Annotated in this window: 21 protein-coding genes and 2 tRNA genes; 22 read left to right on the forward strand and 1 reads right to left on the reverse strand. The window is 56.9% G+C overall.

Annotated elements, in window-relative coordinates; genetic code table 11:
- Positions 1-301 precede the first annotated feature (301 nt).
- The 6 genes from dnaJ to OQ460_RS03885 all read left to right on the forward strand — a co-directional run bounded on the left by dnaJ (position 302) and on the right by OQ460_RS03885 (position 7,872).
- Entirely contained in the window at positions 302-1,426 is a 1,125-nt protein-coding gene (dnaJ, locus tag OQ460_RS03860; RefSeq protein WP_410020576.1) for a molecular chaperone DnaJ, read from the forward strand.
- Between the two features lie 10 nt (positions 1,427-1,436).
- On the forward strand, positions 1,437-2,243 hold the full coding sequence (gene dapB / locus OQ460_RS03865) for a 4-hydroxy-tetrahydrodipicolinate reductase (protein WP_410020577.1): 807 nt from the start codon (positions 1,437-1,439) through the stop codon (positions 2,241-2,243).
- 259 nt (positions 2,244-2,502) lie between these two features.
- Positions 2,503-3,639, forward strand: coding sequence for a glutamine-hydrolyzing carbamoyl-phosphate synthase small subunit (gene carA, locus OQ460_RS03870; protein WP_410020578.1), 1,137 nt, complete (start codon positions 2,503-2,505; stop codon positions 3,637-3,639).
- A 105-nt stretch (positions 3,640-3,744) separates the two neighbouring features.
- Positions 3,745-6,966: a carbamoyl-phosphate synthase large subunit gene (gene carB, locus OQ460_RS03875; protein WP_410020579.1), complete on the forward strand. Its 3,222-nt coding sequence runs from the start codon at positions 3,745-3,747 to the stop codon at positions 6,964-6,966.
- Positions 6,963-7,439, forward strand: a complete 477-nt coding sequence (gene greA / locus OQ460_RS03880) for a transcription elongation factor GreA (protein WP_410020580.1) — start codon at positions 6,963-6,965, stop codon at positions 7,437-7,439. The genes carB and greA overlap by 4 nt, the downstream gene beginning before the upstream one ends.
- A gap of 28 nt (positions 7,440-7,467) precedes the next feature.
- Positions 7,468-7,872: an MFS transporter gene (locus OQ460_RS03885; protein WP_410020581.1), complete on the forward strand. Its 405-nt coding sequence runs from the start codon at positions 7,468-7,470 to the stop codon at positions 7,870-7,872.
- 8 nt (positions 7,873-7,880) lie between these two features.
- Here the strand turns inward: OQ460_RS03885 and yhbY are convergent, their stop codons facing one another.
- Positions 7,881-8,189, reverse strand: a complete 309-nt coding sequence (gene yhbY, locus OQ460_RS03890) for a ribosome assembly RNA-binding protein YhbY (protein WP_410020582.1) — start codon at positions 8,187-8,189, stop codon at positions 7,881-7,883.
- A gap of 105 nt (positions 8,190-8,294) precedes the next feature.
- On the opposite strand from yhbY, the gene rlmE reads away from it, so the two are divergent.
- The 16 genes from rlmE (at position 8,295) to OQ460_RS03970 (ending at position 24,495) form a co-directional block, all read left to right on the forward strand.
- Positions 8,295-8,945 carry a 23S rRNA (uridine(2552)-2'-O)-methyltransferase RlmE gene (rlmE, locus tag OQ460_RS03895; RefSeq protein ID WP_410020583.1) on the forward strand — a complete coding sequence of 217 codons (651 nt, stop codon included), beginning with the start codon at positions 8,295-8,297 and terminating at the stop codon, positions 8,943-8,945.
- A 200-nt stretch (positions 8,946-9,145) separates the two neighbouring features.
- Entirely contained in the window at positions 9,146-11,056 is a 1,911-nt protein-coding gene (ftsH, locus tag OQ460_RS03900; protein WP_410020584.1) for an ATP-dependent zinc metalloprotease FtsH, read from the forward strand.
- Positions 11,057-11,064: 8 nt separating this feature from the next.
- On the forward strand, positions 11,065-11,916 hold the full coding sequence (gene folP, locus OQ460_RS03905; protein ID WP_410020585.1) for a dihydropteroate synthase: 852 nt from the start codon (positions 11,065-11,067) through the stop codon (positions 11,914-11,916).
- 16 nt (positions 11,917-11,932) lie between these two features.
- Complete coding sequence (gene glmM / locus OQ460_RS03910; protein ID WP_410020586.1) at positions 11,933-13,270, forward strand: phosphoglucosamine mutase; 1,338 nt, start codon at positions 11,933-11,935, stop codon at positions 13,268-13,270.
- 66 nt (positions 13,271-13,336) lie between these two features.
- Entirely contained in the window at positions 13,337-14,092 is a 756-nt protein-coding gene (gene tpiA / locus OQ460_RS03915) for a triose-phosphate isomerase (RefSeq protein ID WP_410020587.1), read from the forward strand.
- A gap of 4 nt (positions 14,093-14,096) precedes the next feature.
- The gene (gene secG, locus OQ460_RS03920) at positions 14,097-14,480 is read left to right on the forward strand and encodes a preprotein translocase subunit SecG (RefSeq protein ID WP_410021921.1); all 384 of its coding nucleotides are present in this window, start codon (positions 14,097-14,099) and stop codon (positions 14,478-14,480) included.
- Between the two features lie 22 nt (positions 14,481-14,502).
- A tRNA-Leu gene (locus OQ460_RS03925) sits at positions 14,503-14,588 on the forward strand.
- A 95-nt stretch (positions 14,589-14,683) separates the two neighbouring features.
- Positions 14,684-14,760, forward strand: a tRNA-Met gene (locus tag OQ460_RS03930).
- A gap of 140 nt (positions 14,761-14,900) precedes the next feature.
- Entirely contained in the window at positions 14,901-15,359 is a 459-nt protein-coding gene (gene rimP / locus OQ460_RS03935; RefSeq protein ID WP_032862957.1) for a ribosome maturation factor RimP, read from the forward strand.
- 59 nt (positions 15,360-15,418) lie between these two features.
- Entirely contained in the window at positions 15,419-16,900 is a 1,482-nt protein-coding gene (gene nusA, locus OQ460_RS03940; RefSeq protein ID WP_410020588.1) for a transcription termination factor NusA, read from the forward strand.
- A gap of 27 nt (positions 16,901-16,927) precedes the next feature.
- Positions 16,928-19,444: a translation initiation factor IF-2 gene (infB, locus tag OQ460_RS03945; protein WP_410020589.1), complete on the forward strand. Its 2,517-nt coding sequence runs from the start codon at positions 16,928-16,930 to the stop codon at positions 19,442-19,444.
- 159 nt (positions 19,445-19,603) lie between these two features.
- Entirely contained in the window at positions 19,604-19,999 is a 396-nt protein-coding gene (gene rbfA / locus OQ460_RS03950; RefSeq protein WP_410020590.1) for a 30S ribosome-binding factor RbfA, read from the forward strand.
- 3 nt (positions 20,000-20,002) lie between these two features.
- The gene (truB, locus tag OQ460_RS03955; protein ID WP_410020591.1) at positions 20,003-20,920 is read left to right on the forward strand and encodes a tRNA pseudouridine(55) synthase TruB; all 918 of its coding nucleotides are present in this window, start codon (positions 20,003-20,005) and stop codon (positions 20,918-20,920) included.
- 115 nt (positions 20,921-21,035) lie between these two features.
- A complete protein-coding gene (rpsO, locus tag OQ460_RS03960) occupies positions 21,036-21,305 on the forward strand; it encodes a 30S ribosomal protein S15 (protein ID WP_003177875.1) in 270 nt (89 codons plus the stop codon).
- Between the two features lie 194 nt (positions 21,306-21,499).
- Positions 21,500-23,605, forward strand: coding sequence for a polyribonucleotide nucleotidyltransferase (gene pnp, locus OQ460_RS03965; RefSeq protein WP_410020592.1), 2,106 nt, complete (start codon positions 21,500-21,502; stop codon positions 23,603-23,605).
- Positions 23,606-23,892: 287 nt separating this feature from the next.
- On the forward strand, positions 23,893-24,495 hold the full coding sequence (locus OQ460_RS03970; protein ID WP_410020593.1) for a BON domain-containing protein: 603 nt from the start codon (positions 23,893-23,895) through the stop codon (positions 24,493-24,495).
- Positions 24,496-24,592: the final 97 nt, after the last annotated feature.

Below are 24,592 nucleotides of genomic sequence, written 5' to 3' on the forward strand. Positions count from 1 at the left end.
CGCTATCAAGCGGTGACTGGTAGGATGTCGCCGCGCGGGAGCTTGCTCCCGCGTTGGCGTGTCTGGGGTAAGCGAATTTTTACAGCATGCGACATCGCTCGGATGCTGGCGGTGTGATCGGGAATGCTCCTGCTTTGCGATCGACAGTCACCGCTTTTTTTGGCTGGGTTCCCGGCTGAAAGAATCCAAGACCAGGATCGTTGAAATTGACGTGAGTTGGGTCCGGGCCTGTATTGGGGCTCAACGAGTTTGGCGAGGCTCAGGAGGGGTTTGCCGAACGTCCTTAGGGGTATGAAGACTTATGGCAAAGCGTGACTATTACGAAGTGTTGGGTGTTGAGCGCGGTTCCAGCGAGGCAGACCTGAAAAAGGCCTATCGTCGCTTGGCTATGAAGCACCACCCGGACCGTAATCCGGATAACAAAGAATCCGAAGAATTGTTCAAAGAGGCCAATGAGGCCTATGAGTGCTTGTGTGATCCGAACAAGCGTGCAGCCTACGACCAATATGGTCATGCTGGCGTGGACCCAAGCATGGGTGGCGGTGGCGCAGGATTTGGCGGGCAGAACTTCTCCGATATTTTCGGGGATGTGTTCAGTGACTTCTTTGGTGGTGGTCGCGGCGGTCAGCGTGGCGGCGCCCAGCGTGGTAGCGACCTGCGCTACACCCTGGAGCTGAACCTCGAAGAAGCAGTGCGTGGCACCAGCGTCAATATCCGCGTTCCGACGTTGGTCAACTGCAAGCCGTGTGACGGTTCGGGGGCAAAGAAAGGCTCCTCGCCGATCACTTGCCCGACCTGCGGCGGTATTGGCCAGGTACGCATGCAACAAGGCTTCTTTTCTGTGCAGCAGACCTGCCCACGTTGCCATGGGCAGGGCAAGATCATTTCTGATCCGTGCGACTCCTGCCATGGCGAAGGGCGTGTCGAGGAATACAAGACATTGTCGGTAAAAGTGCCGGCTGGCGTTGATACTGGCGACCGCATCCGCCTGTCTGGCGAAGGTGAGGCTGGTGCGCAGGGTGGTCCGACCGGCGACCTGTACGTGGTGATCAATGTGCGCGAGCACTCGATCTTCCAGCGCGACGGCAAGCATCTGTTCTGTGAGGTGCCGATCAGCTTTGTCGATGCCGCCCTGGGTGGAGAGTTGGAGATTCCGACCCTGGATGGCCGGGTCAAACTCAAGATTCCTGAGGGGACGCAGACTGGCAAGCAGTTCCGTATCCGTGGCAAGGGCGTTGCGCCGGTGCGTGGCGGTGGCGCGGGCGACTTGATGTGTCGTGTGGCGGTAGAGACGCCGGTGAATCTGGGGCGTCGTCAGCGTGAGCTGCTGGAAGAGTTACGCAGTTCGCTGGCGGGCGATGACACTCATTCGCCGAAAACCACTGGCTGGTTCGAAGGCGTGAAGCGCTTCTTCGGCGACCTGTAAGGAAGTGAGTATGCGACGTATAGCGGTGATGGGTGCTGCCGGACGTATGGGCAAGACTCTGGTCGAGGCGGTGCAGCAGCGTTCGCCGGCTTCGGGGCTTACGGCGGCGATCGTTCGTCCGAGCAGCACCCTGGTCGGTGCGGATGCAGGTGAGTTGGCTTCGTTGGGTCGAATTGGCGTGTCGTTGTCCGGCAGCCTGGAAAAGGTCGCCGACGAGTTCGATGTGTTGATCGACTTCACGCTGCCGGAAGTGATGTTGAAGAACCTGGCCTTCTGTCGCAAGACAGGCAAGGCCATGGTTATCGGCACCACAGGGCTGAGTGCTGAGCAAAAGCAGCTGCTGGCTGATGCGGGCAAGGATATTGCTATCGTGTTTGCGGCCAACTTCAGTGTTGGCGTCAATCTGTCGCTGAAACTGCTCGATATGGCGGCGCGTGTTCTGGGGGATGAGGCGGATATCGAAATCATCGAGACCCATCATCGCCACAAGATCGATGCTCCCTCGGGTACGGCGCTACGCATGGGTGAGGCAATCGCCGATGCCCTGGGTCGTGATCTGTCGAAAGTGGCGGTATACGGTCGTGAAGGCCATACCGGTGCGCGTGCGCGTGACACTATCGGCTTTGCGACCGTGCGCGGCGGCGATGTGGTCGGTGATCACACCGTGCTGTTTGCCACCGAAGGCGAGCGCCTCGAAATTACGCATAAGGCGTCCAGCCGCATGACCTTTGCCAAGGGGGCGGTACGTGCTGCACTCTGGCTGGAAGGTCGCGAGCCGGGCCTGTACGACATGCGCGATGTGCTTGATCTGCATTAAGCAGTAGCTAAAACGGGGCCCCAGAATTATCATGAGGCCCCGTTTTTACCCGCTAGGCGACGTCCTGTCGCATTCTCCTGCCTTTAAGGCTCATTAGCGGTGGACCAAAAAAGCCTTTTTCTGTAAGCTACAGCTTTAGTGTGTCCACTAAAAGCGCGCAGAATAATTCAGTGAAGAAGCGGGGTGACGTGTCCATACGTCACTCCGCTTTTTTACAACCTGCGATCGCCCTTTCAGGCTTTATTTACGGGAGGTCTTCTTGACTAAGCCAGCCATACTCGCCCTTGCTGATGGCAGCATTTTTCGCGGCGAAGCCATTGGAGCCGACGGTCAGACCGTTGGAGAGGTGGTGTTCAACACCGCCATGACCGGCTATCAGGAAATCCTTACCGATCCTTCCTACGCCCAACAGATCGTTACCCTGACCTATCCGCACATCGGCAACACCGGTACTACGCCGGAAGATGCCGAGTCTGATCGTGTCTGGTCGGCGGGCCTGGTTATTCGCGACCTGCCACTGGTTGCGAGCAACTGGCGTAACACGATGTCCCTGTCCGATTACCTGAAAGCCAATAACGTCGTGGCTATCGCGGGTATCGATACGCGCCGCCTGACACGCATCCTGCGTGAAAAAGGCTCGCAGAACGGTTGCATCATGGTCGGTGACAATATTTCCGAAGACGCGGCGATTGCCGCAGCCCAAGGTTTCCCTGGCCTGAAAGGCATGGACCTGGCGAAAGTCGTCAGTACCAAGGAGAAGTACGAGTGGCGCTCCACTGTCTGGGATTTGAAGACCGACAGCCATGCGACTATCGATGCGGCCGAGCTGCCGTACCATGTCGTGGCCTATGACTACGGCGTCAAGCACAACATCCTGCGCATGCTGGTCGAGCGCGGTTGCCGCGTGACAGTGGTGCCGGCACAGACTCCGGCCAGCGATGTACTGGCCCTGCAGCCGGACGGCGTGTTCCTGTCCAACGGCCCGGGTGACCCTGAGCCTTGCGACTATGCCATCCAGGCCATCAAGGATGTGCTGGAAACCGAGATCCCGGTATTCGGCATTTGCCTCGGTCACCAACTGCTGGCCCTGGCCTCCGGCGCCAAGACCCTGAAAATGGGGCACGGCCACCACGGTGCCAACCACCCTGTGCAGGACCTGGACACCGGTGTTGTGATGATCACCAGCCAGAACCACGGTTTTGCCGTGGATGAGGCTACTTTGCCGGCCAACGTGCGGGCGATTCACAAGTCGCTGTTCGACGGCTCCCTGCAAGGCATCGAGCGCACCGACAAGAGCGCGTTCAGCTTCCAGGGCCACCCTGAAGCAAGCCCGGGCCCGAACGACGTAGCACCGCTGTTCGACCGTTTCATCAATGAGATGGCCAAGCGACGCTGAGTGAGTGGCTCGCGGGCGGCCCCGGTTATCGGTGGCCCCCGCGGGCTCTTCAAAGATTGTTCAAGACGGCTTGCCGACTGACCTGCGGATTTGAGTGACAAACCCATGCCAAAACGTACAGACATAAAAAGCATCCTGATTCTCGGCGCTGGCCCGATCGTGATCGGCCAGGCCTGCGAATTCGATTACTCCGGCGCCCAGGCCTGTAAAGCCCTGCGCGAAGAGGGCTATCGCGTCATCCTGGTGAACTCCAACCCAGCGACCATCATGACCGATCCGGCCATGGCCGACGCCACCTACATCGAGCCGATCAAGTGGCAGACCGTTGCCAAGATCATCGAGAAAGAGCGTCCGGACGCCTTGCTGCCGACCATGGGCGGCCAGACCGCACTCAACTGCGCTCTGGACCTGGAGCGCGAAGGTGTCCTGGAAAAATTCGGCGTAGAGATGATCGGCGCCAATGCCGACACCATCGACAAGGCTGAAGACCGTTCGCGTTTCGACAAGGCCATGAAGTCCATCGGCCTTGACTGCCCGCGCTCCGGTATCGCCCACAGCATGGAAGAGGCCAACGCAGTTCTCGAAAAACTGGGCTTCCCATGCATTATCCGTCCGTCCTTCACCATGGGCGGCACCGGTGGTGGCATCGCTTACAACCGTGAAGAGTTCGAAGAGATCTGCGCCCGGGGCCTGGATCTGTCGCCGACCAAGGAGCTGTTGATCGACGAATCGTTGATCGGCTGGAAAGAATACGAGATGGAGGTTGTCCGTGATAAGAAGGACAACTGCATCATCGTCTGCTCCATCGAAAACTTCGACCCGATGGGCGTGCACACCGGCGACTCGATCACCGTTGCACCGGCGCAGACTCTGACGGACAAGGAATACCAGATCATGCGTAACGCCTCATTGGCGGTATTGCGTGAGATCGGTGTTGAAACCGGTGGTTCCAACGTTCAGTTCGGCATCTGCCCGGACACAGGCCGCATGGTCGTGATCGAGATGAACCCGCGTGTATCGCGTTCCTCGGCGCTGGCATCGAAAGCTACCGGCTTCCCGATTGCGCGTATCGCTGCCAAGCTGGCTATCGGTTATACCTTGGACGAGCTGCAAAACGAAATCACGGGCGGTGCTATGCCGGCGTCTTTCGAGCCGTCCATCGACTATGTCGTGACCAAGCTGCCACGTTTTGCCTTCGAGAAATTCCCCAAGGCTGACGCGCGCCTGACTACCCAGATGAAGTCGGTCGGTGAAGTCATGGCGATCGGTCGTACTTTCCAGGAATCCCTGCAGAAAGCCCTGCGTGGCCTGGAAGTTGGTGTTTGCGGCCTGGACGAGAAGCTTGACCTGGGCAACCCGGAAAGCATGAGCATCCTCAAGCGCGAGCTGACCGTGCCGGGCGCCGAGCGTATCTGGTACGTGGCAGACGCGTTCCGCGCGGGCCTGAGCGTCGAAGATATCTTCGGCATGAACATGATTGATCCGTGGTTCCTGGTGCAGATCGAAGATCTGATCAAGGAAGAAGAGAAGGTCAAAACCCTGGGGTTGGCCAGCATTGATCGCGACATGATGTTCCGCCTCAAGCGCAAGGGCTTCTCCGACCAGCGCTTGGCCAAGCTGCTGGGTGTGACCGAGAAAAACCTGCGTACTCATCGCCATAAGCTGGATATCTTCCCGGTCTACAAGCGCGTTGACACCTGCGCAGCCGAGTTCGCCACCGACACTGCGTACATGTACTCCACCTATGAGGAGGAGTGCGAAGCCGCGCCGTCGGGTCGCGACAAGATTATCATCCTGGGCGGCGGTCCGAATCGTATCGGCCAGGGCATCGAGTTTGACTATTGCTGCGTACACGCCGCCCTTGCACTGCGCGAAGACGGGTACGAGACCATCATGGTCAACTGCAACCCGGAAACTGTTTCCACTGACTACGACACTTCCGACCGTCTGTACTTCGAGCCGGTAACGCTGGAAGACGTATTGGAAATCTGTCGCGTCGAGAAACCAAAAGGCGTGATCGTCCAGTACGGCGGCCAAACCCCGTTGAAACTGGCGCGTGCCCTCGAAGCCGCTGGCGTGCCGATCATCGGCACCAGCCCGGACGCCATTGACCGTGCAGAAGATCGTGAGCGCTTCCAGCAAATGGTTGAGCGCCTGAACCTGCGTCAGCCGCCGAACGCCACCGTGCGCAGCGAAGAGGAAGCCATTCGTGCGGCCAGCAAGATCGGTTATCCGCTGGTGGTGCGTCCTTCCTACGTGCTGGGCGGTCGGGCGATGGAAATCGTCTATGAAGAAGAAGAGCTCAAGCGTTACCTGCGCGATGCGGTGAAAGTGTCCAACGACAGCCCGGTGCTTCTGGATCACTTCCTCAACTGTGCCATCGAAATGGACGTGGATGCGGTCTGCGACGGCACCGACGTGGTGATCGGCGCAATCATGCAGCACATCGAACAGGCCGGAGTTCACTCAGGTGACTCCGCCTGCTCGCTGCCACCGTACTCGCTGCCGGCGCACATCCAGGACGAAATGCGCGAGCAGGTCAAGAAAATGGCCCTGGAACTGGGCGTGGTCGGCCTGATGAACGTTCAGTTGGCTCTGCAGGGTGAGGATATCTACGTCATCGAAGTCAACCCGCGCGCCTCGCGTACCGTGCCATTTGTTTCCAAGTGCATCGGTGTCTCCCTAGCCATGATCGCAGCGCGTGTGATGGCTGGTAAGACCTTGAAGGAAATCGGCTTCACCAAGGAAATCATCCCGAACTTCTACAGCGTGAAGGAGGCAGTGTTCCCATTCGCCAAATTCCCTGGCGTGGACCCGATCCTGGGCCCGGAAATGAAGTCCACCGGTGAAGTGATGGGCGTGGGCGATACCTTCGGCGAGGCGTTTGCCAAGGCCCAGATGGGTGCCAGTGAAGTGCTGCCGACTGGCGGGACTGCCTTCATCAGTGTGCGTGATGACGACAAGCCACTGGTTGCAGGTGTGGCACGTGATCTGATCAACTTGGGCTTTGAGGTCGTGGCCACCGCCGGGACTGCCAAGCTGATTGAAGCGGCAGGCTTGAAAGTGCGTCGCGTGAACAAGGTGACGGAAGGCCGTCCGCACGTGGTCGACATGATCAAGAATGACGAAGTCACCCTGATCATCAATACCACCGAAGGTCGCCAGTCGATCGCGGACTCCTATTCCATTCGTCGTAATGCCTTGCAGCACAAGATTTATTGCACCACCACCATTGCTGCTGGCGAAGCTATCTGCGAAGCGCTCAAGTTCGGTCCGGAAAAGACCGTGCGTCGCTTGCAGGATTTACACGCAGGATTGAAGGCATGATCAAATACCCAATGACCGTCCAGGGCGCCAAGGCCCTGGAAGAGGAACACGCTCACCTGACCAAGGTCGTTCGTCCGAAGCTCAGCCAGGACATCGGGACGGCCCGCGAGTTGGGCGACTTGAAGGAAAACGCCGAATACCATGCTGCCCGTGAGCAGCAAGGTATGGTCGAGGCGCGGATCCGTGATATCGAAGGTCGCATGCAGAATGCAGTGATTATCGATGTAACGACCATTCCGAAGACCGGCAAAGTGATTTTCGGCACCACTGTGGAAATCGCCAACGTCGAGACAGATGAAAGCGTGACTTATCACATCGTGGGTGAGGACGAGGCTGACATCAAGCAAGGCAAAATCTCTGTCGGTTCGCCGATTGCTCGTGCCTTGATCGCCAAGGAAGAGGGTGATGTGGTGGCCGTTAAGACGCCAGGTGGCGTGATTGAGTACGAGATTGTCGAAGTACGTCACATCTGAAGCGTGGCGCCCGTTTCGTGCGGGCGCAATGCTCTGGCAACTGGCCCAGATGCTCTGGGTTGGCGGTTTGTGGCTGTTGCATCTCGGTGTATTGCCGGCGCTGGGCCTGATTGGCTTGGCGCCGTTGCTGATCGAAGAGATCGGCGGATTATTGAGTGCGCTGCTGGTTGGTTTTGCGGCGGTGTGCGTGGCGCTTCAGGCGCTGGTTCTGATCAAGGCCATGGGCTTGGGGAGTTTGTGGCGGGATATGCGCGGCCAACTGCTGTTGATGGCGCTGTATGCGTGCGCAATGTATTGCGTGGTGCGCATACTGTTGCCGGAAGCGTTGCGCTGGCAGTTATTCAGCTATCTTGTGCTAGGGTTCTCCGGCTTGGTACTGGTTGTGCAACCGGTGCCAGGGTGGAGCGGCAGGGCGCGCGAAGCACGCCCTTGACCCTTATATCATTTGAAGCGATGAACGTTCGACAGTTGCTTGTTGGCGCTGAAGTTCTTGCGATACAACAGTGCCATCTTGCCGATGACCTGAACCAGATCGGCTTTGCCGGACTTGCAGAGTTCTGCAATCGCGGCAAGGCGCGCTTCACGATCAAGGATGCTGACCTTGATCTTGATCAGTTCGTGATCGCCCAATGCGCGTTCAAGTTCGGCTAACACACCTTCAGTCAAACCGTTGTCAGCCACGATCAAAACCGGTTTCAGATGGTGGCCAATGGATTTGTACTGTTTCTTCTGCTCTTGAGTGAGCGGCATAATCTGACCCCTGCGTCTGATCTTGTAAAAAGCGGCGGCCAGTTTACCCGAGCGAGTCCGGGACCGCCCAGTTAATCACGACCCGTTTTATTTTCGAGGTGGCCCGTGGCCCGTTCCAAAACCAGCCTTAATTGGCTCAAAGAGCATTTCAACGATCCTTACGTCAAAAAGGCGCAAAAGGATGGCTACCGTTCCCGGGCCAGCTACAAGCTGCTGGAGATCCAGGAAAAGGACAAGTTGATCCGGCCAGGCATGAGCGTTATCGACTTGGGTGCGGCTCCGGGGGGCTGGTCCCAGGTGACCAGTCGTCTGATTGGTGGGCAGGGTCGTCTGATTGCTTCCGATATTCTGGAAATGGACAGTATTCCCGACGTGACCTTCGTTCATGGCGATTTTACACGCGATGACGTGTTGGCGCAGATTCTCGACGCGGTGGGAAATTCGCAGGTAGACCTTGTGATTTCCGATATGGCCCCCAATATGAGTGGATTACCAGCCGTGGATATGCCGCGTGCGATGTTCCTCTGCGAATTGGCATTGGATCTGGCCGGACGGGTTTTGCGTCCAGGCGGTGATTTTCTGGTCAAGGTCTTCCTGGGTGAAGGTTTTGATGAGTATCACAAGAACATGCGCAAGCTGTTCGACAAGGTGCAGACACGCAAACCTGACTCATCGCGAGACAGGTCTCGCGAGCAGTATTTGCTGGGCCGCGGTTATCGTGGCGTCGAAGGTGCTGCCAGTGATGAGCGTCTTTGAGAGATTCAAGGGAGTCGATAGGTTTTTTTATATCGCTTTCGTCACGAAGCTTTACGAATATTGTGTAGTCAAAGTTTCACAAAGGGTTACAGACGGCGCCTGCCAGAGTTGTAGGTAATGTAGTAAGTTAGGCCGGTGAATATCATGCGAAGCGCGCGCCAGTAGCGGAGCTTGCTTCAGAGGGTAGTTAATTGAACGATATGGCAAAGAATCTGATCCTGTGGTTGATCATCGCGGCTGTCCTGGTGACGGTGATGAACAACTTCTCCAGCCCTAACGAGCCGCAGACCCTCAACTATTCTGACTTTATCCAGCAAGTTAAGGATGGCAAGGTCGAGCGCGTAGCGGTTGATGGCTACGTGATTACTGGTAAGCGCAACGATGGCGACAGCTTCAAGACCATTCGTCCAGCGATAGCCGACAATGGCCTGATAGGTGATCTTGTGGATAACAAGGTCATCGTTGAAGGCAAGCAGCCCGAGCAGCAGAGTATCTGGACCCAGCTTCTGGTGGCCAGCTTCCCGATCTTGGTGATTATTGCTGTGTTCATGTTCTTCATGCGCCAGATGCAAGGCGGTGCGGGAGGCAAGGGCGGGCCGATGAGTTTCGGCAAGAGCAAGGCGCGACTGCTTTCCGAGGATCAGGTAAAGACCACGCTGGCTGACGTTGCTGGTTGTGACGAAGCCAAGGAAGAGGTCGGTGAGCTGGTTGAATTCCTGCGTGATCCAGGCAAGTTCCAGCGCCTGGGTGGCCGTATTCCTCGCGGCGTACTGATGGTCGGTCCTCCGGGTACCGGTAAAACCTTGCTGGCCAAGGCGATTGCTGGTGAGGCCAAGGTTCCTTTCTTTACCATCTCCGGTTCTGACTTCGTTGAAATGTTCGTCGGTGTTGGCGCCAGTCGTGTTCGCGACATGTTCGAACAGGCCAAGAAGCACGCGCCATGCATCATTTTTATCGACGAGATCGACGCTGTGGGTCGTCATCGTGGTGCTGGCATGGGCGGCGGTCACGACGAGCGAGAGCAGACACTCAACCAGTTGCTGGTGGAGATGGATGGCTTCGAAATGAACGATGGCATCATCGTGATCGCGGCTACCAACCGTCCTGACGTACTCGACCCGGCGCTGCTGCGTCCTGGTCGTTTCGACCGTCAGGTTGTTGTAGGTCTGCCAGACATTCGTGGTCGTGAGCAGATCCTGAAAGTGCACATGCGCAAAGTCCCGATGGGCGACGATGTGGCTCCAGCAGTGATAGCCCGTGGTACACCCGGCTTCTCCGGTGCGGACCTCGCCAACCTGGTCAACGAGGCATCGCTGTTTGCCGCCCGTACCGGCAAACGCATCGTTGAAATGAAAGAGTTCGAATTGGCGAAAGATAAGATCATGATGGGCGCCGAGCGCAAATCCATGGTTATGTCTGAGAAAGAAAAGCAAAACACCGCGTATCACGAGGCCGGTCACGCCATTGTTGGCCGCGTTGTGCCTGAGCATGACCCGGTTTACAAGGTATCGATCATTCCACGTGGTCGAGCGCTGGGTGTGACCATGTTCCTGCCGGAAGAGGACCGTTACAGTCTCTCCAAGCGTGCCTTGATCAGTCAGATCTGCTCGCTGTATGGCGGCCGGATCGCCGAGGAAATGACGCTGGGCTTTGACGGCGTTACCACGGGGGCCTCCAACGACATCATGCGCGCCAGCCAGATTGCGCGGAATATGGTTACCAAATGGGGTCTGTCTGAGAAGCTCGGTCCGCTGATGTACGCCGAAGAGGAGGGTGAAGTATTCCTTGGGCGTGGCGGTGGTGGTCAAGGTGCCAGTTTCTCCGGTGAAACTGCAAAGTTGATCGATTCCGAAGTGCGCAGCATCATTGATCAGTGTTATGGCACGGCCAAGCAGATCCTTACGGATAACCGCGATAAGCTCGATGCCATGGCCGATGCCTTGATGAAGTACGAAACCATTGATGCCGAGCAGATTGACGACATCATGGCGGGCCGTACTCCGCGTGAGCCTAAGGATTGGGAGGGTGGCTCGGGTACCTCCGGTACTCCGCCGGTAGTGCAGAGTGAACGTCCTGATACCCCAATCGGCGGCCCCGCTGCCGATCTTTAAGGCTTGAAATGACTTCTGCGTTTCCCTCCACCCGGTTGCCTTGCGGCAATCGGGTTCTTGATTTGGCCCATACGCATGTCATGGGTATTCTCAATGTAACCCCAGACTCCTTTTCTGACGGTGGCCGGTTCAGCCGGCTCGATGCCGCGTTGCGTCATGCGCAGGCGATGGTTGCTGCCGGTGCAACCCTGATCGATGTTGGGGGTGAGTCGACCCGGCCTGGCGCGCGTGCCGTTTCCCCCCAAGAGGAGTTGGAGCGTGTTGCGCCGATAGTCGAGCGCATTCATGGCGAGCTTGATGTGATTATTTCGGTGGACACTTCAACGCCGGCGGTCATGCGTGAAGCCGCTCGGTTGGGCGCTGGGTTGATCAATGATGTACGGTCGCTGCAGCGTGACGGGGCGCTTGAAGCTGCGGCGGCCACGGGGCTGTCGGTATGCCTGATGCATATGCTCGGCGAGCCCGGGACGATGCAGAATGACCCGCATTATGATGATCTTGTTGGCGAAGTGACCGGGTTTCTCGCCGAACGCATGTCTATATGCGCTGGAGCGGGGATTGCTCCTGGGCGTATCATTCTCGATCCAGGGTTTGGCTTCGCCAAAACCCTGCAGCACAATTTAAGTCTTTTCAAACATATGGAGGCCCTGCATGCCCTTGGTCGCCCCCTGCTGGTCGGGGTTTCGCGCAAGAGCATGATAGGCATGGCATTGAATCGTCCGGTGGGTGAGCGGCTGCATGGCGGCCTTGCTCTCGCGGCGCTTGCGGTGGTCAAGGGTGCGCGCATTTTGCGTGTACATGACGTTGCCGAGACGATGGACGTGGTACGGATGATTCAAGCAGTAGAATCAGCCGAATAAGAATGATGGAGCGCTTATGACTAAAAAATATTTTGGCACCGACGGTATTCGTGGTCGGGTCGGTGAGTTTCCTATTACCCCGGATTTTATGCTCCGGCTCGGTTGGGCCGCTGGCATGGCGTTTCGCAGTATGGGCGCATGTCGCATTCTCGTAGGCAAGGACACGCGGATTTCCGGATACATGTTCGAGTCCGCGCTCGAGGCGGGCCTGTCTGCCGCCGGGGCGGATGTGATGCTGCTGGGGCCGATGCCTACGCCAGCGATCGCTTACCTGACCCGTACCTTTCACGCTGAAGCCGGTATCGTGATCAGTGCCTCGCACAATCCCCATGATGACAATGGAATCAAGTTCTTCTCTGGCCAGGGCACCAAGCTGCCGGACGAGATCGAGCACATGATTGAAGAGTTGCTGGATGCGCCGATGACTGTCGTCGAGTCGAGCAAGTTGGGCAAGGTTTCGCGGATTAACGACGCATCCGGTCGCTATATCGAGTTCTGCAAAAGCAGCGTGCCAACCAGCACCAGTTTTGCCGGGCTCAAGATCGTTATCGACTGCGCCCATGGTGCGACCTATAAGGTTGCCCCAAGTGTATTCAAGGAATTGGGTGCGCAGGTCACTGTGCTTTCGGCGCAACCCAACGGCTTGAATATCAACGATAACTGCGGCTCGACCCATATGGAGCAGTTGCAGGCTGCGGTATTGGCCGAGCACGCTGATCTCGGGATCGCTTTCGATGGCGATGGTGATCGGGTGTTGATGGTCGATCATACTGGCGCGATTGTGGACGGTGATGACCTCTTGTTCATCATTGCCCGGGACCTGCATGAGCGTAACAAGCTGCAAGGGGGCGTTGTCGGCACCCTGATGAGCAACCTGGGGTTGGAATTGGCCCTGGCGGACCTTGGAATTCCGTTCGTGCGCGCCAACGTAGGCGATCGCTACGTGATTGCTGAGTTGCTGGAGCGCAACTGGGTCGTGGGAGGAGAAAATTCGGGGCATATCGTTTGCTTCCAGCATACGACCACCGGAGATGCGATCATCGCGGCGCTGCAGGTGCTCCTGGCATTGCGTCGTCGTGATGAGAGTCTCGCCCAGGCGCGGCAAGCGCTGCGCAAGTGCCCGCAAGTACTGCTTAACGTCCGCTTCGCGGGTGGCGAGAACCCTATTGAGCATCCTGCCATCAAGGAAGCGTGTGAACGCGTTACCCTTGCTATGGCGGGGCGTGGCCGGGTCTTGTTGCGCAAGTCGGGAACAGAACCTCTGGTGCGCGTCATGGTCGAAGGTGACGACGAAGCACAGGTTCGTGGCTATGCCGAAGAGCTGGCAAAACTAGTAACTGAAGTTTGCGCCTGAATTCGGCTTGCCAGTGTTGATGCGGTTGGGTAACATCTGCGCCCACTTTGACCGACGGGGTACAGCATGCGTCGCACTATGGTAGCTGGTAACTGGAAAATGCACGGTACCCGCGCCAGTGTCGCTGAGCTGATCAACGGCCTTCGTCATCTGGCCTTGCCGAGCGGTGTTGATATTGCGGTGTTTCCGCCTTGCTTGTATGTCAACCAAGTGGTTGATGGCTTGAAAGGCAAGTCGATCCAGGTCGGCGCGCAGAACTCTGCGGTGGAAGCGATGCAAGGTGCGTTGACTGGTGAGATTGCACCGAGCCAGTTGGTCGATGCGGGTTGTTCCTATGTGCTTGTCGGGCACTCCGAGCGTCGCCAGATCATGGGCGAGCGTGATGGGATACTCAATCGCAAGTTCGCAGCGGCACAGGCTTGTGGCCTGGTTCCTGTGTTGTGCATAGGGGAAACCCTTGAGCAGCGCGAATCAGGCAAAACTCTTGAAGTTGTCTCGCGTCAGCTTGGCAGCATCATCGAGGAGCTGGGTGTCGGTGCATTTGCAAAGGCAGTGATTGCTTACGAGCCGGTCTGGGCCATTGGTACCGGGCTGACTGCTACACCGCAACAGGCGCAGGATGTGCATGCAGCTATTCGCGCCCAGTTGGCGGAAGAGAATTCTGAAGTCGCGCGAGGTGTGCGGCTTCTATACGGCGGCAGCGTGAAGGCGGCCAATGCGGTCGAACTGTTCGGCATGCCGGATATCGATGGGGGGCTCATTGGTGGAGCTTCCCTGAATGCAGATGAGTTCGGTGCGATTTGTCGCGCCGCGGGAAACTGAAAAAATGCTGGAAACAGTCATCGTTGTTTTTCATCTGCTGGGTGCGCTGGGCGTTGTTGCCTTGGTATTGCTGCAGCAGGGTAAAGGTGCGGACGCCGGTGCGTCTTTCGGGGCAGGTGCTTCAAATACTGTGTTCGGAAGCCAAGGTTCCTCTACCTTTCTTAGTAAGTTTACTGCTATACTTGCCGCCGGTTTCTTCATAACCAGCTTGGGGTTAGGTTACTTTGCTAAAGAGAAAGCTCATGTGCTGACTCAAGCAGGTTTGCCAGATCCAGCAGTGTTGGAAGTTCCAAAAGCAAAACCGGCTTCTGATGATGTCCCGGTGCTTCAAGAGCAAAAGTCGGCTACTCCAGCGACTGACGTACCTCCAGCTCAAGAGCAAAAGTAAGAAGGGTTGTAAACGCAGTATTGCCGAGGTGGTGGAATTGGTAGACACGCAACCTTGAGGTGGTTGTGCCCATAGGGTGTAGGGGTTCGAGTCCCCTTCTCGGTACCAATTATCAGGAAAGCCCGCTGTTGCGGGCTTTCTTGTAGGTGGAGGTAACATTGACCCTGTAAGGGATCGGTCGTATACTTCCGCCCCAGCTTTGTCGCGGGGTGGAGCAGTCTGGTAGCTCGTCGGGCTCATAACCCGAAGGTCGTCGGTTCAAATCCGGCCCCCGCAACCAGTTTTAGCGGAGCCCCTTTTAAGGGGCTTTTTGTTAGCTGGACACTTTCAACGCCGCTGTTCGACGGCGTTTCAAGGATGGGCGTTTCGCCCATTTTTTTATTTTGCACAGCATGCACATACATGCACGAGGGGGTTCAGGTGTCGAGCAAGCTAGAAGAGTTGCAGGCCTTGCTGGCCCCGGTGGTCGTGGCCCTAGGCTATGAATGCTGGGGTATTGAGTTTTCGGCTCAAGGTCGCCACTCAATGTTGCGCGTTTATATCGATAAAGAGGGCGGTGTGCTGGTGGACGATTGTGCCATTGTCAGCCGTCAGATCAGTGGTGTACTGGATGTTGAAGATCCGATTGCCGTTGAGTACACCCTCGAAGTTTCCTCGCCTGGCATGGAGCGCCCACTGTTCACTATCGAGCAGTTTGCCAAATATGTCGGTGAACAAGTGAAGATCAAGCTGCGCTCCCCTTTCGAGGGGCGACGCAATTTTCAGGGCCTTCTGCGCGGTGTAGAAGAACAGGATGTCGTGGTGCAGGTAGAAGACCATGAGTTCTTGTTGCCGATCGATATGATCGACAAGGCCAACATTATTCCCAGTTTTGACTGAGACGTGCCAGAAACTGCGGATCCCGCGGATCCAATGGCTTGCGAAAGGCGAGGCGTACGATGAGCAAAGAAGTACTGCTGGTTGTTGAGTCGGTATCCAATGAAAAGGGCGTACCGGCAAACGTGATTTTTGAAGCGCTGGAGCTGGCCCTGGCCACTGCTACCAAAAAGCGTTTTGAAGACGAAGTTGACCTGCGTGTGGAAATCAACCGCCACACCGGTGCCTATGAGACTTTCCGTCGCTGGACGGTAGTTGAAGAGGCCGATCTTGATGATCCGGCCATCGAAACCTGGCCGAGCAAGGTTGCTGAAACGCATCCTGGCGCCAAGGTCGGCGATGTTGTCGAAGATAAGATCGAATCGATCGAGTTCGGCCGTATTGCTGCACAGACCGCCAAGCAGGTCATTGTGCAAAAGGTCCGCGAAGCCGAGCGCGCTCAAGTCGTTGACGCCTATCGCGAGCGCCTGGGTGAAATCATCTCCGGCACCGTGAAAAAAGTCACCCGCGATAACGTGATCGTCGATCTGGGTAATAACGCCGAAGCGTTGTTGGCCCGCGAAGACATCATTTCTCGCGAAACCTTCCGTGTCGGCGTGCGTCTGCGTGCGCTGCTCAAGGAAATCCGCACTGAGAACCGCGGCCCCCAGTTGATCCTGTCGCGTACTGCGCCGGAAATGCTGATCGAGCTGTTCCGTATCGAAGTGCCGGAAATTGCCGAAGGGCTGATCGAAGTCATGGCTGCGTCCCGCGATCCGGGTTCGCGCGCCAAGATTGCGGTTCGCTCCAAGGACAAGCGCATCGACCCGCAAGGTGCTTGCATCGGTATGCGCGGTTCGCGCGTCCAGGCAGTGTCGGGCGAGTTGGGCGGTGAGCGTGTGGACATCGTGCTGTGGGACGATAACCCGGCGCAGTTCGTGATCAACGCCATGTCGCCGGCTGAAGTGGCGGCAATTATCGTGGACGAGGATGCCCATGCCATGGACATCGCCGTCGGCGCAGACAATCTGGCCCAGGCCATTGGTCGTGGAGGTCAGAACGTGCGTCTGGCCAGCCAGTTGACCGGCTGGACCCTGAACGTCATGACCGAATCGGACATCCAGGCTAAGCAGCAAGCTGAAACCGGTGACATCCTGCGCAACTTCATCGACGAGCTGGAAGTCGACGAAGACCTGGCACAGGTGCTGGTAGATGAAGGCTTCACCAGCCTGGAAGAGATTGCCTACGTACCGTTGGAAGAAATGCTCAACATCGACGGCTTTGACGAAGACACCGTCAACGAGCTTCGCGCTCGGGCCAAGGATCGTTTGTTGACTAAAGCCATCGCTACTGAGGAAAAGCTGGCAGACGCCCATCCGGCCGAAGACCTGCTCTCGCTTGAGGGTATGGACAAGGATTTGGCGATGGAACTGGCGGTGCGCGGCGTAATTACCCGCGAAGACCTGGCCGAGCAGTCTATTGACGATCTGCTCGACATCGACGGCATTGACGATGATCGTGCCGGCAAGTTGATCATGGCCGCCCGAGCCCATTGGTTCGAGTAATTAGGCGCGGCCTGAGGAGAGAAGTGCATGACGCAAGTCACGGTGAAACAACTGGCCGATGAGGTCAAAACACCGGTAGAGCGCCTGTTGCAGCAGATGCGTGAGGCAGGTCTGCCGCACACCGCCGCCGAGGAACATGTGAGCGACAGTGAGAAGCAGTCTTTGCTGACTCACTTGAAAAGCAGCCACAAGGCGAAAGTGGAAGAACCGCGCAAGATTACACTGCAGCGCAAAACTACCAGCACCCTGCGTGTTGCTGGCAGCAAGAGCATCAGCGTTGAAGTACGCAAGAAGAAAGTCTTCGTACAGCGCAGCCCGGAAGAAATCGAAGCCGAGCGCAAACGCGAGTTGGACGAACGTCGCGCAGTAGAAAACGCTGCTCGTCAGAAGGCTGAAGAAGAAGCCAAGCGTCGCGCCGAAGAAGAAGCGCGTCGCCAGCCTGCTGCTGCGCAACCTGCTGGTACTGAAGCGGTCGCTGCACCGGTAGAAGCTGTGCGCGAGGCCACTCCGGCTGCTCCGGCACCAGCTCCTGCAGCCGATGCCCGCAAACGCGACGAACCTCGTCGTCCGGATAAACCACGTGCTGACGATAACAATCGTCGCGGTGGTGGTGGCGATGGCGAGCGCAAAAACGCTCCACATCGTGCCTCTGTCAAAGAAAAAGCGCCTGCTCCACGGGTTGCTCCACGCACTACCGACGAAGAAAGCGATGGCTTCCGTCGTGGTGGTCGTGGCAAGGCCAAGCTGAAGAAGCGCAACGCCCACGGTTTCCAGAGCCCAACCGGTCCTGTCGTGCGTGATGTGCAGATCGGCGAGACCATCTCTGTTGGCGATCTCGCCAACCAGATGTCGGTCAAGGCTGCTGAAATCATCAAGTTCATGTTCAAACTGGGTACTCCAGCGACCATCAACCAGGTGCTTGATCAGGAAACTGCTCAACTGGTAGCCGAAGAGCTGGGCCACAAAGTGACCCTGGTCAGCGACACCGCCCTGGAAGACTCCCTGGCCGAGTCCCTGAAGTTTGAAGGTGAGACGTTCTCCCGTGCGCCAGTTGTGACCGTAATGGGCCACGTTGACCATGGTAAGACCTCGCTGCTCGACTACATCCGTCGTGCCAAGGTAGCTGCTGGCGAAGCCGGCGGTATCACCCAGCACATTGGTGCATACCACGTTGAAACCGAGCGCGGCATGGTCACCTTCCTCGACACCCCTGGTCACGCTGCGTTTACCGCAATGCGTGCTCGTGGTGCCAAGGCAACGGATATCGTGATTCTGGTAGTTGCAGCGGACGACGGCGTGATGCCGCAGACCATTGAAGCTGTCCAGCACGCCAAGGCCGCTGGTGTTCCGCTGGTTGTTGCAGTGAACAAGATCGACAAGCCGGGCGCTGATCTCGATCGCATCCGTAGCGAGCTTTCGGTTCACGGCGTAACTTCCGAAGAGTGGGGCGGTGATACGCCATTCGTTTCGGTATCGGCGAAAGTCGGTACAGGTGTAGACGAACTGCTTGAAGCAGTCCTGCTGCAAGCTGAAGTTCTCGAACTGAAAGCAACCCCATCGGCCCCAGGTCGCGGTGTTGTGGTTGAATCGCGTCTTGACAAGGGCCGTGGCCCGGTTGCAACCGTTCTGGTTCAAGACGGTACGCTGCGCCAGGGCGACATGGTTCTGGTTGGTTCGAACTATGGCCGTGTACGTGCCATGCTCGACGAGAACGGCAAGCCAATCAAGGAAGCCGGCCCATCCATCCCTGTCGAGATTCTCGGCCTGGACGGTACTCCGGACGCTGGCGACGAGATGAGCGTGGTTGCCGACGAGAAGAAAGCCCGTGAAGTGGCTCTGTTCCGTCAAGGCAAGTTCCGCGAAGTCAAACTGGCTCGTGCTCACGCCGGCAAGCTGGAAAACATCTTCGAAAACATGGGGCAGGCAGAGAAGAAGACGCTCAACATCGTCCTCAAATCTGACGTCCGTGGTTCCCTCGAAGCGTTGAACGGCGCCTTGAATGGCCTGGGTAACGACGAAGTGCAAGTGCGTGTTGTCGGTGGCGGTGTCGGTGGTATCACCGAATCCGACGCCAACCTGGCACTGGCTTCCAACGCTGTACTGTTCGGCTTCAACGTGCGTGCCGATGCTGGCGCTCGCAAGATCGTCGAGCAGGAAGGCCTGGACATGCGTTACTACAACGTCATCTACGACATCATCGAAGACGTCAAGAAGGCCCTTACCGGCATGCTTGGCAGTGACGTTCGGGAAAATATCCTGGGTATTGCTGAAGTCCGTGACGTGTTCCGCTCGCCGAAATTCGGTGCGATCGCAGGTTGCATGGTTATCGAAGGTACCGTGCACCGCAATCGTCCAATCCGTGTACTGCGTGAAGACATCGTTATCTTTGAAGGCGAGCTGGAATCCCTGCGTCGCTTCAAGGATGACGCTTCCGAAGTACGTGCCGGCATGGAATGCGGTATCGGCGTCAAGAGCTACAACGACGTCAAGCCTGGCGACAAGATCGAAGTCTACGAGAAGGTTCAGGTTGCTCGCAGCCTCTAACTCGCGCACTTCAAGGGCCACGCCGCGTGTGGGCATGCAAATGCCCCGCGCAGTGTCCGGACTCTAAACGCAACGCCCGGTCTGGCTTTTGTCAGGCCGGGCGTTTGCCGCTTTCAGACCCCACGGGTTTCACCGTGTGGCAGTAACAGGTAACAAGACATGGCAAAAGAATACAGCCGCACCCAACGTATCGGCGATCAGATGCAGCGTGAGCTGGCACAACTGATCCGTCGGGAAGTCAAGGATCCACGGGTTGGCCTGGTCACCATCACCGCCGTTGAAGTGAGCCGTGACGTTGGTCACGCCAAGATCTTCATCACCGTGATGGGCCAGGACAACAGCGAAGAAATCGCGCAAAGCATCAAGGTGCTCAACTCTGCCGCAGGCTTCCTGCGCATGCAGTTGGCCCGCGAGATGAAGCTGCGTAGCGTGCCTCAGTTGCATTTCCACTACGACGAAAGCGTCGTGCGTGGTGCGCACCTGTCTGCATTGATCGAGCGTGCGGTGGCTGAAGGCAATCAGCACCCGTCCACACCTGAAGACGCCAAGGAGTAAGCGGTGGCTCAGGTCAAGCGTATCCGTCGTAACGTCAGCGGGATCATTCTGCTCGATAAGCCCATTGGCTTTACCTCCAATGCCGCGTTGCAGAAAGTCCGCTGGCTGCTCAATGCCGAGAAGGCAGGGCACACCGGCAGTCTCGATCCCTTGGCTACTGGTGTATTGCCATTATGCTTTGGCGAGGCCACCAAGTTCTCGCAATACCTGCTCGATTCCGACAAGGGTTATGAAACCCTGATGCAATTGGGCAAGACCACCACCACGGCCGACGCCGAAGGTGATGTTTTGCAGGTTCGCGAGGTGACCGTTGGTCGTGCTGATATCGAGGCCGCTTTACCTGCTTTTCGCGGGAAAATCAGTCAGATACCGCCGATGTACTCGGCTCTCAAGCGTGACGGCCAGCCTCTATACAAGCTGGCGCGTGCCGGTGAAGTAGTGGAGCGCGAACCGCGTTCTGTTACTATTGCGCGCTTGGAATTGCTCGCCTGTGAAGGTGACACTGCCCGGTTGGCGGTGGACTGCAGCAAAGGCACCTATATCCGTACCCTGGTGGAAGATATTGGTGAGCAACTTGGTTGCGGTGCGTACGTTGCTGAGTTGCGACGCACCCAGGCCGGCCCTTTCACCCTGGCTCAAACGGTCACGCTGGAAGAGTTGGAAGCAGTGCATGCCGAAGGTGGCAACGAAGCGGTAGATCGTTTCCTGATGCCATCGGACAGTGGTTTGCAGGATTGGCCCTTGCTGCATTTTTCGGAACACAGCGCGTTCTACTGGCTAAATGGCCAGCCGGTACGTGCCCCGGATGCTCCGAAGTTCGGCATGGTGCGTGTACAGGATCATAACGGTCGCTTTATCGGCATCGGTGAAGTGAGCGAAGACGGGCGGATCGCGCCGCGTCGACTGATTCGGTCAGAATGACCGGACGAGGGTGGCTGTTAACAGGCACGGTCACTACTCATTTTTAGATACAGGGATTTGTCCCTGGCCTGTTGAGATCACCCTTTGGGTGGTTTCCTGAAAAAAGGATTGCCTCATGGCTCTCGACGTTCAAGAAAAAGCACAAATCGTAGCTGACTATCAGCAAGCTGTTGGTGACACTGGTTCGCCAGAAGTGCAAGTTGCACTGCTGACCCACAACATCAACAAACTGCAAGGTCACTTCAAGGCCAACGGTAAAGATCACCACTCCCGTCGTGGTCTGATCCGCATGGTAAACCAGCGCCGCAAGCTGCTGGACTACCTGAAAGGCAAGGATCTGGGTCGTTATCAGACTCTGATCGGTCGCCTGGGTCTGCGTCGCTAATAAGCGATTGCGCTAGAGGTTGGTTGTCTGTCGTGTGTCGGTGGGGTTCCCGCTGGCCCATGGCAGGCTCCCAGCCTCAAGTTTTATCTGGATACACGTTTTACCCTGGACAAGGGTTGGGCCGACTCCCGACATTGCCCAAGAATTTCGCAAGAAGACAAGTTCCCCAAGAGCCACAAAGAAGGTAGGACACCGTGAACCCGGTTATCAAAAAATTTCAGTTCGGTCAGTCGACCGTTACCCTCGAGACAGGCCGTATCGCCCGTCAAGCCTCCGGCGCAGTGCTGGTCACCGTTGACGACGACGTCAGCGTATTGGTGACCGTTGTCGGTGCCAAGCAAGCCGATCCAGGCAAGGGCTTCTTCCCGCTGTCTGTTCACTACCAGGAAAAGACTTACGCTGCCGGTAAGATCCCTGGCGGTTTCTTCAAGCGCGAAGGCCGTCCTTCCGAGAAAGAAACCCTGACTTCCCGACTGATCGACCGTCCGATCCGTCCGCTGTTCCCAGAAGGCTTCATGAACGAAGTGCAGGTTGTCTGCACCGTTCTCTCCACCAGCAAGAAAACCGATCCGGACGTCGCTGCAATGATCGGTACCTCGGCTGCCCTGGCCATCTCTGGTATTCCTTTTGATGGTCCGATCGGCGCTGCCCGCGTTGCTTTCCACGAAAGCACCGGCTACCTGTTGAACCCGACTTACGAGCAACTGAAAGCGTCAAGCCTGGACATGGTCGTTGCCGGTACCTCGGAAGCCGTGTTGATGGTTGAGTCGGAAGCCAAAGAGCTGACCGAAGACCAGATGCTGGGCGCTGTACTGTTTGCTCACGACGAGTTCCAGGTTGTGATCAACGCCGTTAAAGAACTGGCCGCCGAAGCTGCCAAGCCAATTTGGGACTGGAAAGCAGCCCCGGAAGCCACCGCATTGCTGGGCGCTATCCGCTCCGAGTTCGGCGCTGCGATTTCCGATGCCTACACCATCACCATCAAGGCTGACCGTTACGCTCGCCTGGGTGAGCTGAAGGACCAGGTTGTTGCCAAGCTGTCCGGTGAAGAAGGCCAGCCTTCTTCCAGCGAAGTCAAAGCGGCCTTCGGTGAAATCGAATACCGCACCGTTCGCGAAAACATCGTTAACGGCAAGCCACGTATCGACGGCCGCGACACCCGCACCGTACGTCCGTTGAACATCGAAGTCGGTGTTTTGCCGAAGACTCACGGTTCGGCGCTGTTCACCCGTGGTGAAACCCAGGCCCTGGTAGTTGCAACCCTGGGCACTGCCCGTGACGCACAGTTGCTGGACACCCTGGAAGGCGAGAAAAAAGACCCCTTCATGCTGCACTACAACTTCCCTCCGTTCTCGGTGGGTGAGTGTGGTCGCATGGGCGGTGCTGGTCGTCGTGAAATCGGTCACGGTCGTCTGGCTCGTCGCTCGGTTCAGGCGATGCTGCCGGCTGCTGACGTGTTCCCGTACACCATTCGTGTTGTGTCGGAAATCACTGAGTCCAACGGTTCCAGCTCCATGGCTTCGGTCTGCGGTGCTTCCCTGGCGCTGATGGATGCCGGTGTACCGATGAAGGCGCCAGTTGCCGGTATCGCGATGGGTCTGGTTAAAGAAGGTGAGAAGTTCGCCATCCTGACCGACATCCTGGGTGACGAAGATCACCTGGGCGACATGGACTTCAAGGTAGCCGGTACCGCCAAGGGTGTTACCGCGCTGCAGATGGACATCAAGATCAAGGGCATCACCGAAGAGATCATGGAAATCGCTCTGGGCCAAGCCCTGGAAGCGCGCCTGAACATCCTCGGCCAGATGAACCAGATCATTGGCCAGTCCCGCACCGAGCTGTCGGAAAATGCTCCGACCATGATCGCGATGAAAATCGACACCGACAAAATCCGTGATGTCATCGGTAAAGGTGGTGCGACGATCCGTGCGATCTGTGAAGAAACCAAGGCTTCGATCGATATCGAAGACGACGGTTCGATCAAGATCTTTGGCGAATCCAAGGAAGCTGCTGAAGCTGCACGTCAGCGCGTCCTGGGCATCACTGCCGAGGCCGAGATTGGCAAGATCTACGTGGGCAAGGTTGAGCGTATCGTCGATTTCGGCGCATTCGTCAACATCCTGCCAGGCAAAGACGGTCTGGTTCACATTTCCATGCTGAGCGATGCTCGCGTCGAGAAAGTGACCGACATTCTGAAAGAAGGCCAGGAAGTGGAAGTGCTGGTACTGGACGTGGACAACCGCGGCCGTATCAAGCTCTCCATCAAGGACGTAGCGGCAGCCAAGGCCTCGGGCGTTTAATCACCCTTCGCTTTACGCTGAAAAAGGACTCTTCGGAGTCCTTTTTTTATGGGCCCGGAAAATGAATGGAATCAGATGCTTAGCTTTTCTCAACCTGCAACTTGCATGCAGGTACGGGCACCTTCATGCAAGTTGCACGATTTCGTAAAATGTGTGTTTTTTAAGTTGTTGTTTTATAAGGATTAATTTTTAGGTGCGACTTGGCACACTGCCTGCAATATCACTTGTAATCCTGCCGCATCAAGGTTTAAGCGCTGCAGGCTTTCGATAAAACAGGAGTTACTCGTATGAAGAAGTTCGCTCTCGCTACTGCAACTGCTACAGCTCTGACCCTGGCAATGGCTAACGCGGCCTTCGCTCAACCTTCCCAGGCTCCTATGACACTGGCGGCAGGTGAACTGACTAAAGCTAAGGAGTCGACTTCAGACACTTGGATCACCACCAAAGTCAAAGCTGACCTGCTGACCGAGAAAGATATCCCTGGCACCGATATCAAGGTTGAAACCAATAAAGGTGTGGTTTCCCTGTCCTCGGACGTCGCGATCTCTGATTCGCAGAAAGCTAAAGCTGTAGAAATCACCGGGAAAATCAAAGGTGTGAGCGCTGTGTCGGCTGATGGCCTGATGGCCGGTGGTGCTGCCAAGGCTGACAATGTCGATAAAGCTAAAGAAACTACCTCTGATACCTGGATCACCACCAAAGTCAAAGCTGACCTGGTAACCGAAAAAGGTATTCCTGGCACCGACATCAAGGTTGAAACCAATAAAGGTGTGGTTTCCCTGTCCTCGAGTGTCGCTGTAACCGAGTCGCAGAAGGAAACGGCAGTAGCAATCACGAAGAAAATCAAAGGCGTTAAAGCTGTATCGGCCGACGGCCTGAAAGCAGAGTAACGTGCAACCATTCGACTGAACCAAGCAACGGCGGCCACGAGCGAGTCAGATGTCCGCTTAATGCACCTTACCGGTTCATGCGACGACCATATGGATG

Origin of the sequence: Pseudomonas imrae, from assembly GCF_046352735.2 — a bacterium.
GTDB lineage: Bacteria > Pseudomonadota > Gammaproteobacteria > Pseudomonadales > Pseudomonadaceae > Aquipseudomonas > Aquipseudomonas imrae.

What these genes read in the sequence shown, in the direction of transcription:
- dnaJ (WP_410020576.1), top strand. Translation starts at nt 302, where the DNA reads ATGGCAAAGCGTGACTATTACGAAGTGTTGGGTGTTGAGCGCGGTTCC.
- yhbY (WP_410020582.1), bottom strand. Translation starts at nt 8,189, where the DNA reads ATGCCGCTCACTCAAGAGCAGAAGAAACAGTACAAATCCATTGGCCAC.
- dapB (WP_410020577.1), top strand. Translation starts at nt 1,437, where the DNA reads ATGCGACGTATAGCGGTGATGGGTGCTGCCGGACGTATGGGCAAGACT.
- folP (WP_410020585.1), top strand. Translation starts at nt 11,065, where the DNA reads ATGACTTCTGCGTTTCCCTCCACCCGGTTGCCTTGCGGCAATCGGGTT.
- greA (WP_410020580.1), top strand. Translation starts at nt 6,963, where the DNA reads ATGATCAAATACCCAATGACCGTCCAGGGCGCCAAGGCCCTGGAAGAG.
- OQ460_RS03885 (WP_410020581.1), top strand. Translation starts at nt 7,468, where the DNA reads ATGCTCTGGCAACTGGCCCAGATGCTCTGGGTTGGCGGTTTGTGGCTG.
- rbfA (WP_410020590.1), top strand. Translation starts at nt 19,604, where the DNA reads ATGGCAAAAGAATACAGCCGCACCCAACGTATCGGCGATCAGATGCAG.
- OQ460_RS03970 (WP_410020593.1), top strand. Translation starts at nt 23,893, where the DNA reads ATGAAGAAGTTCGCTCTCGCTACTGCAACTGCTACAGCTCTGACCCTG.
- ftsH (WP_410020584.1), top strand. Translation starts at nt 9,146, where the DNA reads ATGGCAAAGAATCTGATCCTGTGGTTGATCATCGCGGCTGTCCTGGTG.
- infB (WP_410020589.1), top strand. Translation starts at nt 16,928, where the DNA reads ATGACGCAAGTCACGGTGAAACAACTGGCCGATGAGGTCAAAACACCG.
- rpsO (WP_003177875.1), top strand. Translation starts at nt 21,036, where the DNA reads ATGGCTCTCGACGTTCAAGAAAAAGCACAAATCGTAGCTGACTATCAG.
- nusA (WP_410020588.1), top strand. Translation starts at nt 15,419, where the DNA reads ATGAGCAAAGAAGTACTGCTGGTTGTTGAGTCGGTATCCAATGAAAAG.
- carB (WP_410020579.1), top strand. Translation starts at nt 3,745, where the DNA reads ATGCCAAAACGTACAGACATAAAAAGCATCCTGATTCTCGGCGCTGGC.
- tpiA (WP_410020587.1), top strand. Translation starts at nt 13,337, where the DNA reads ATGCGTCGCACTATGGTAGCTGGTAACTGGAAAATGCACGGTACCCGC.
- secG (WP_410021921.1), top strand. Translation starts at nt 14,097, where the DNA reads ATGCTGGAAACAGTCATCGTTGTTTTTCATCTGCTGGGTGCGCTGGGC.
- glmM (WP_410020586.1), top strand. Translation starts at nt 11,933, where the DNA reads ATGACTAAAAAATATTTTGGCACCGACGGTATTCGTGGTCGGGTCGGT.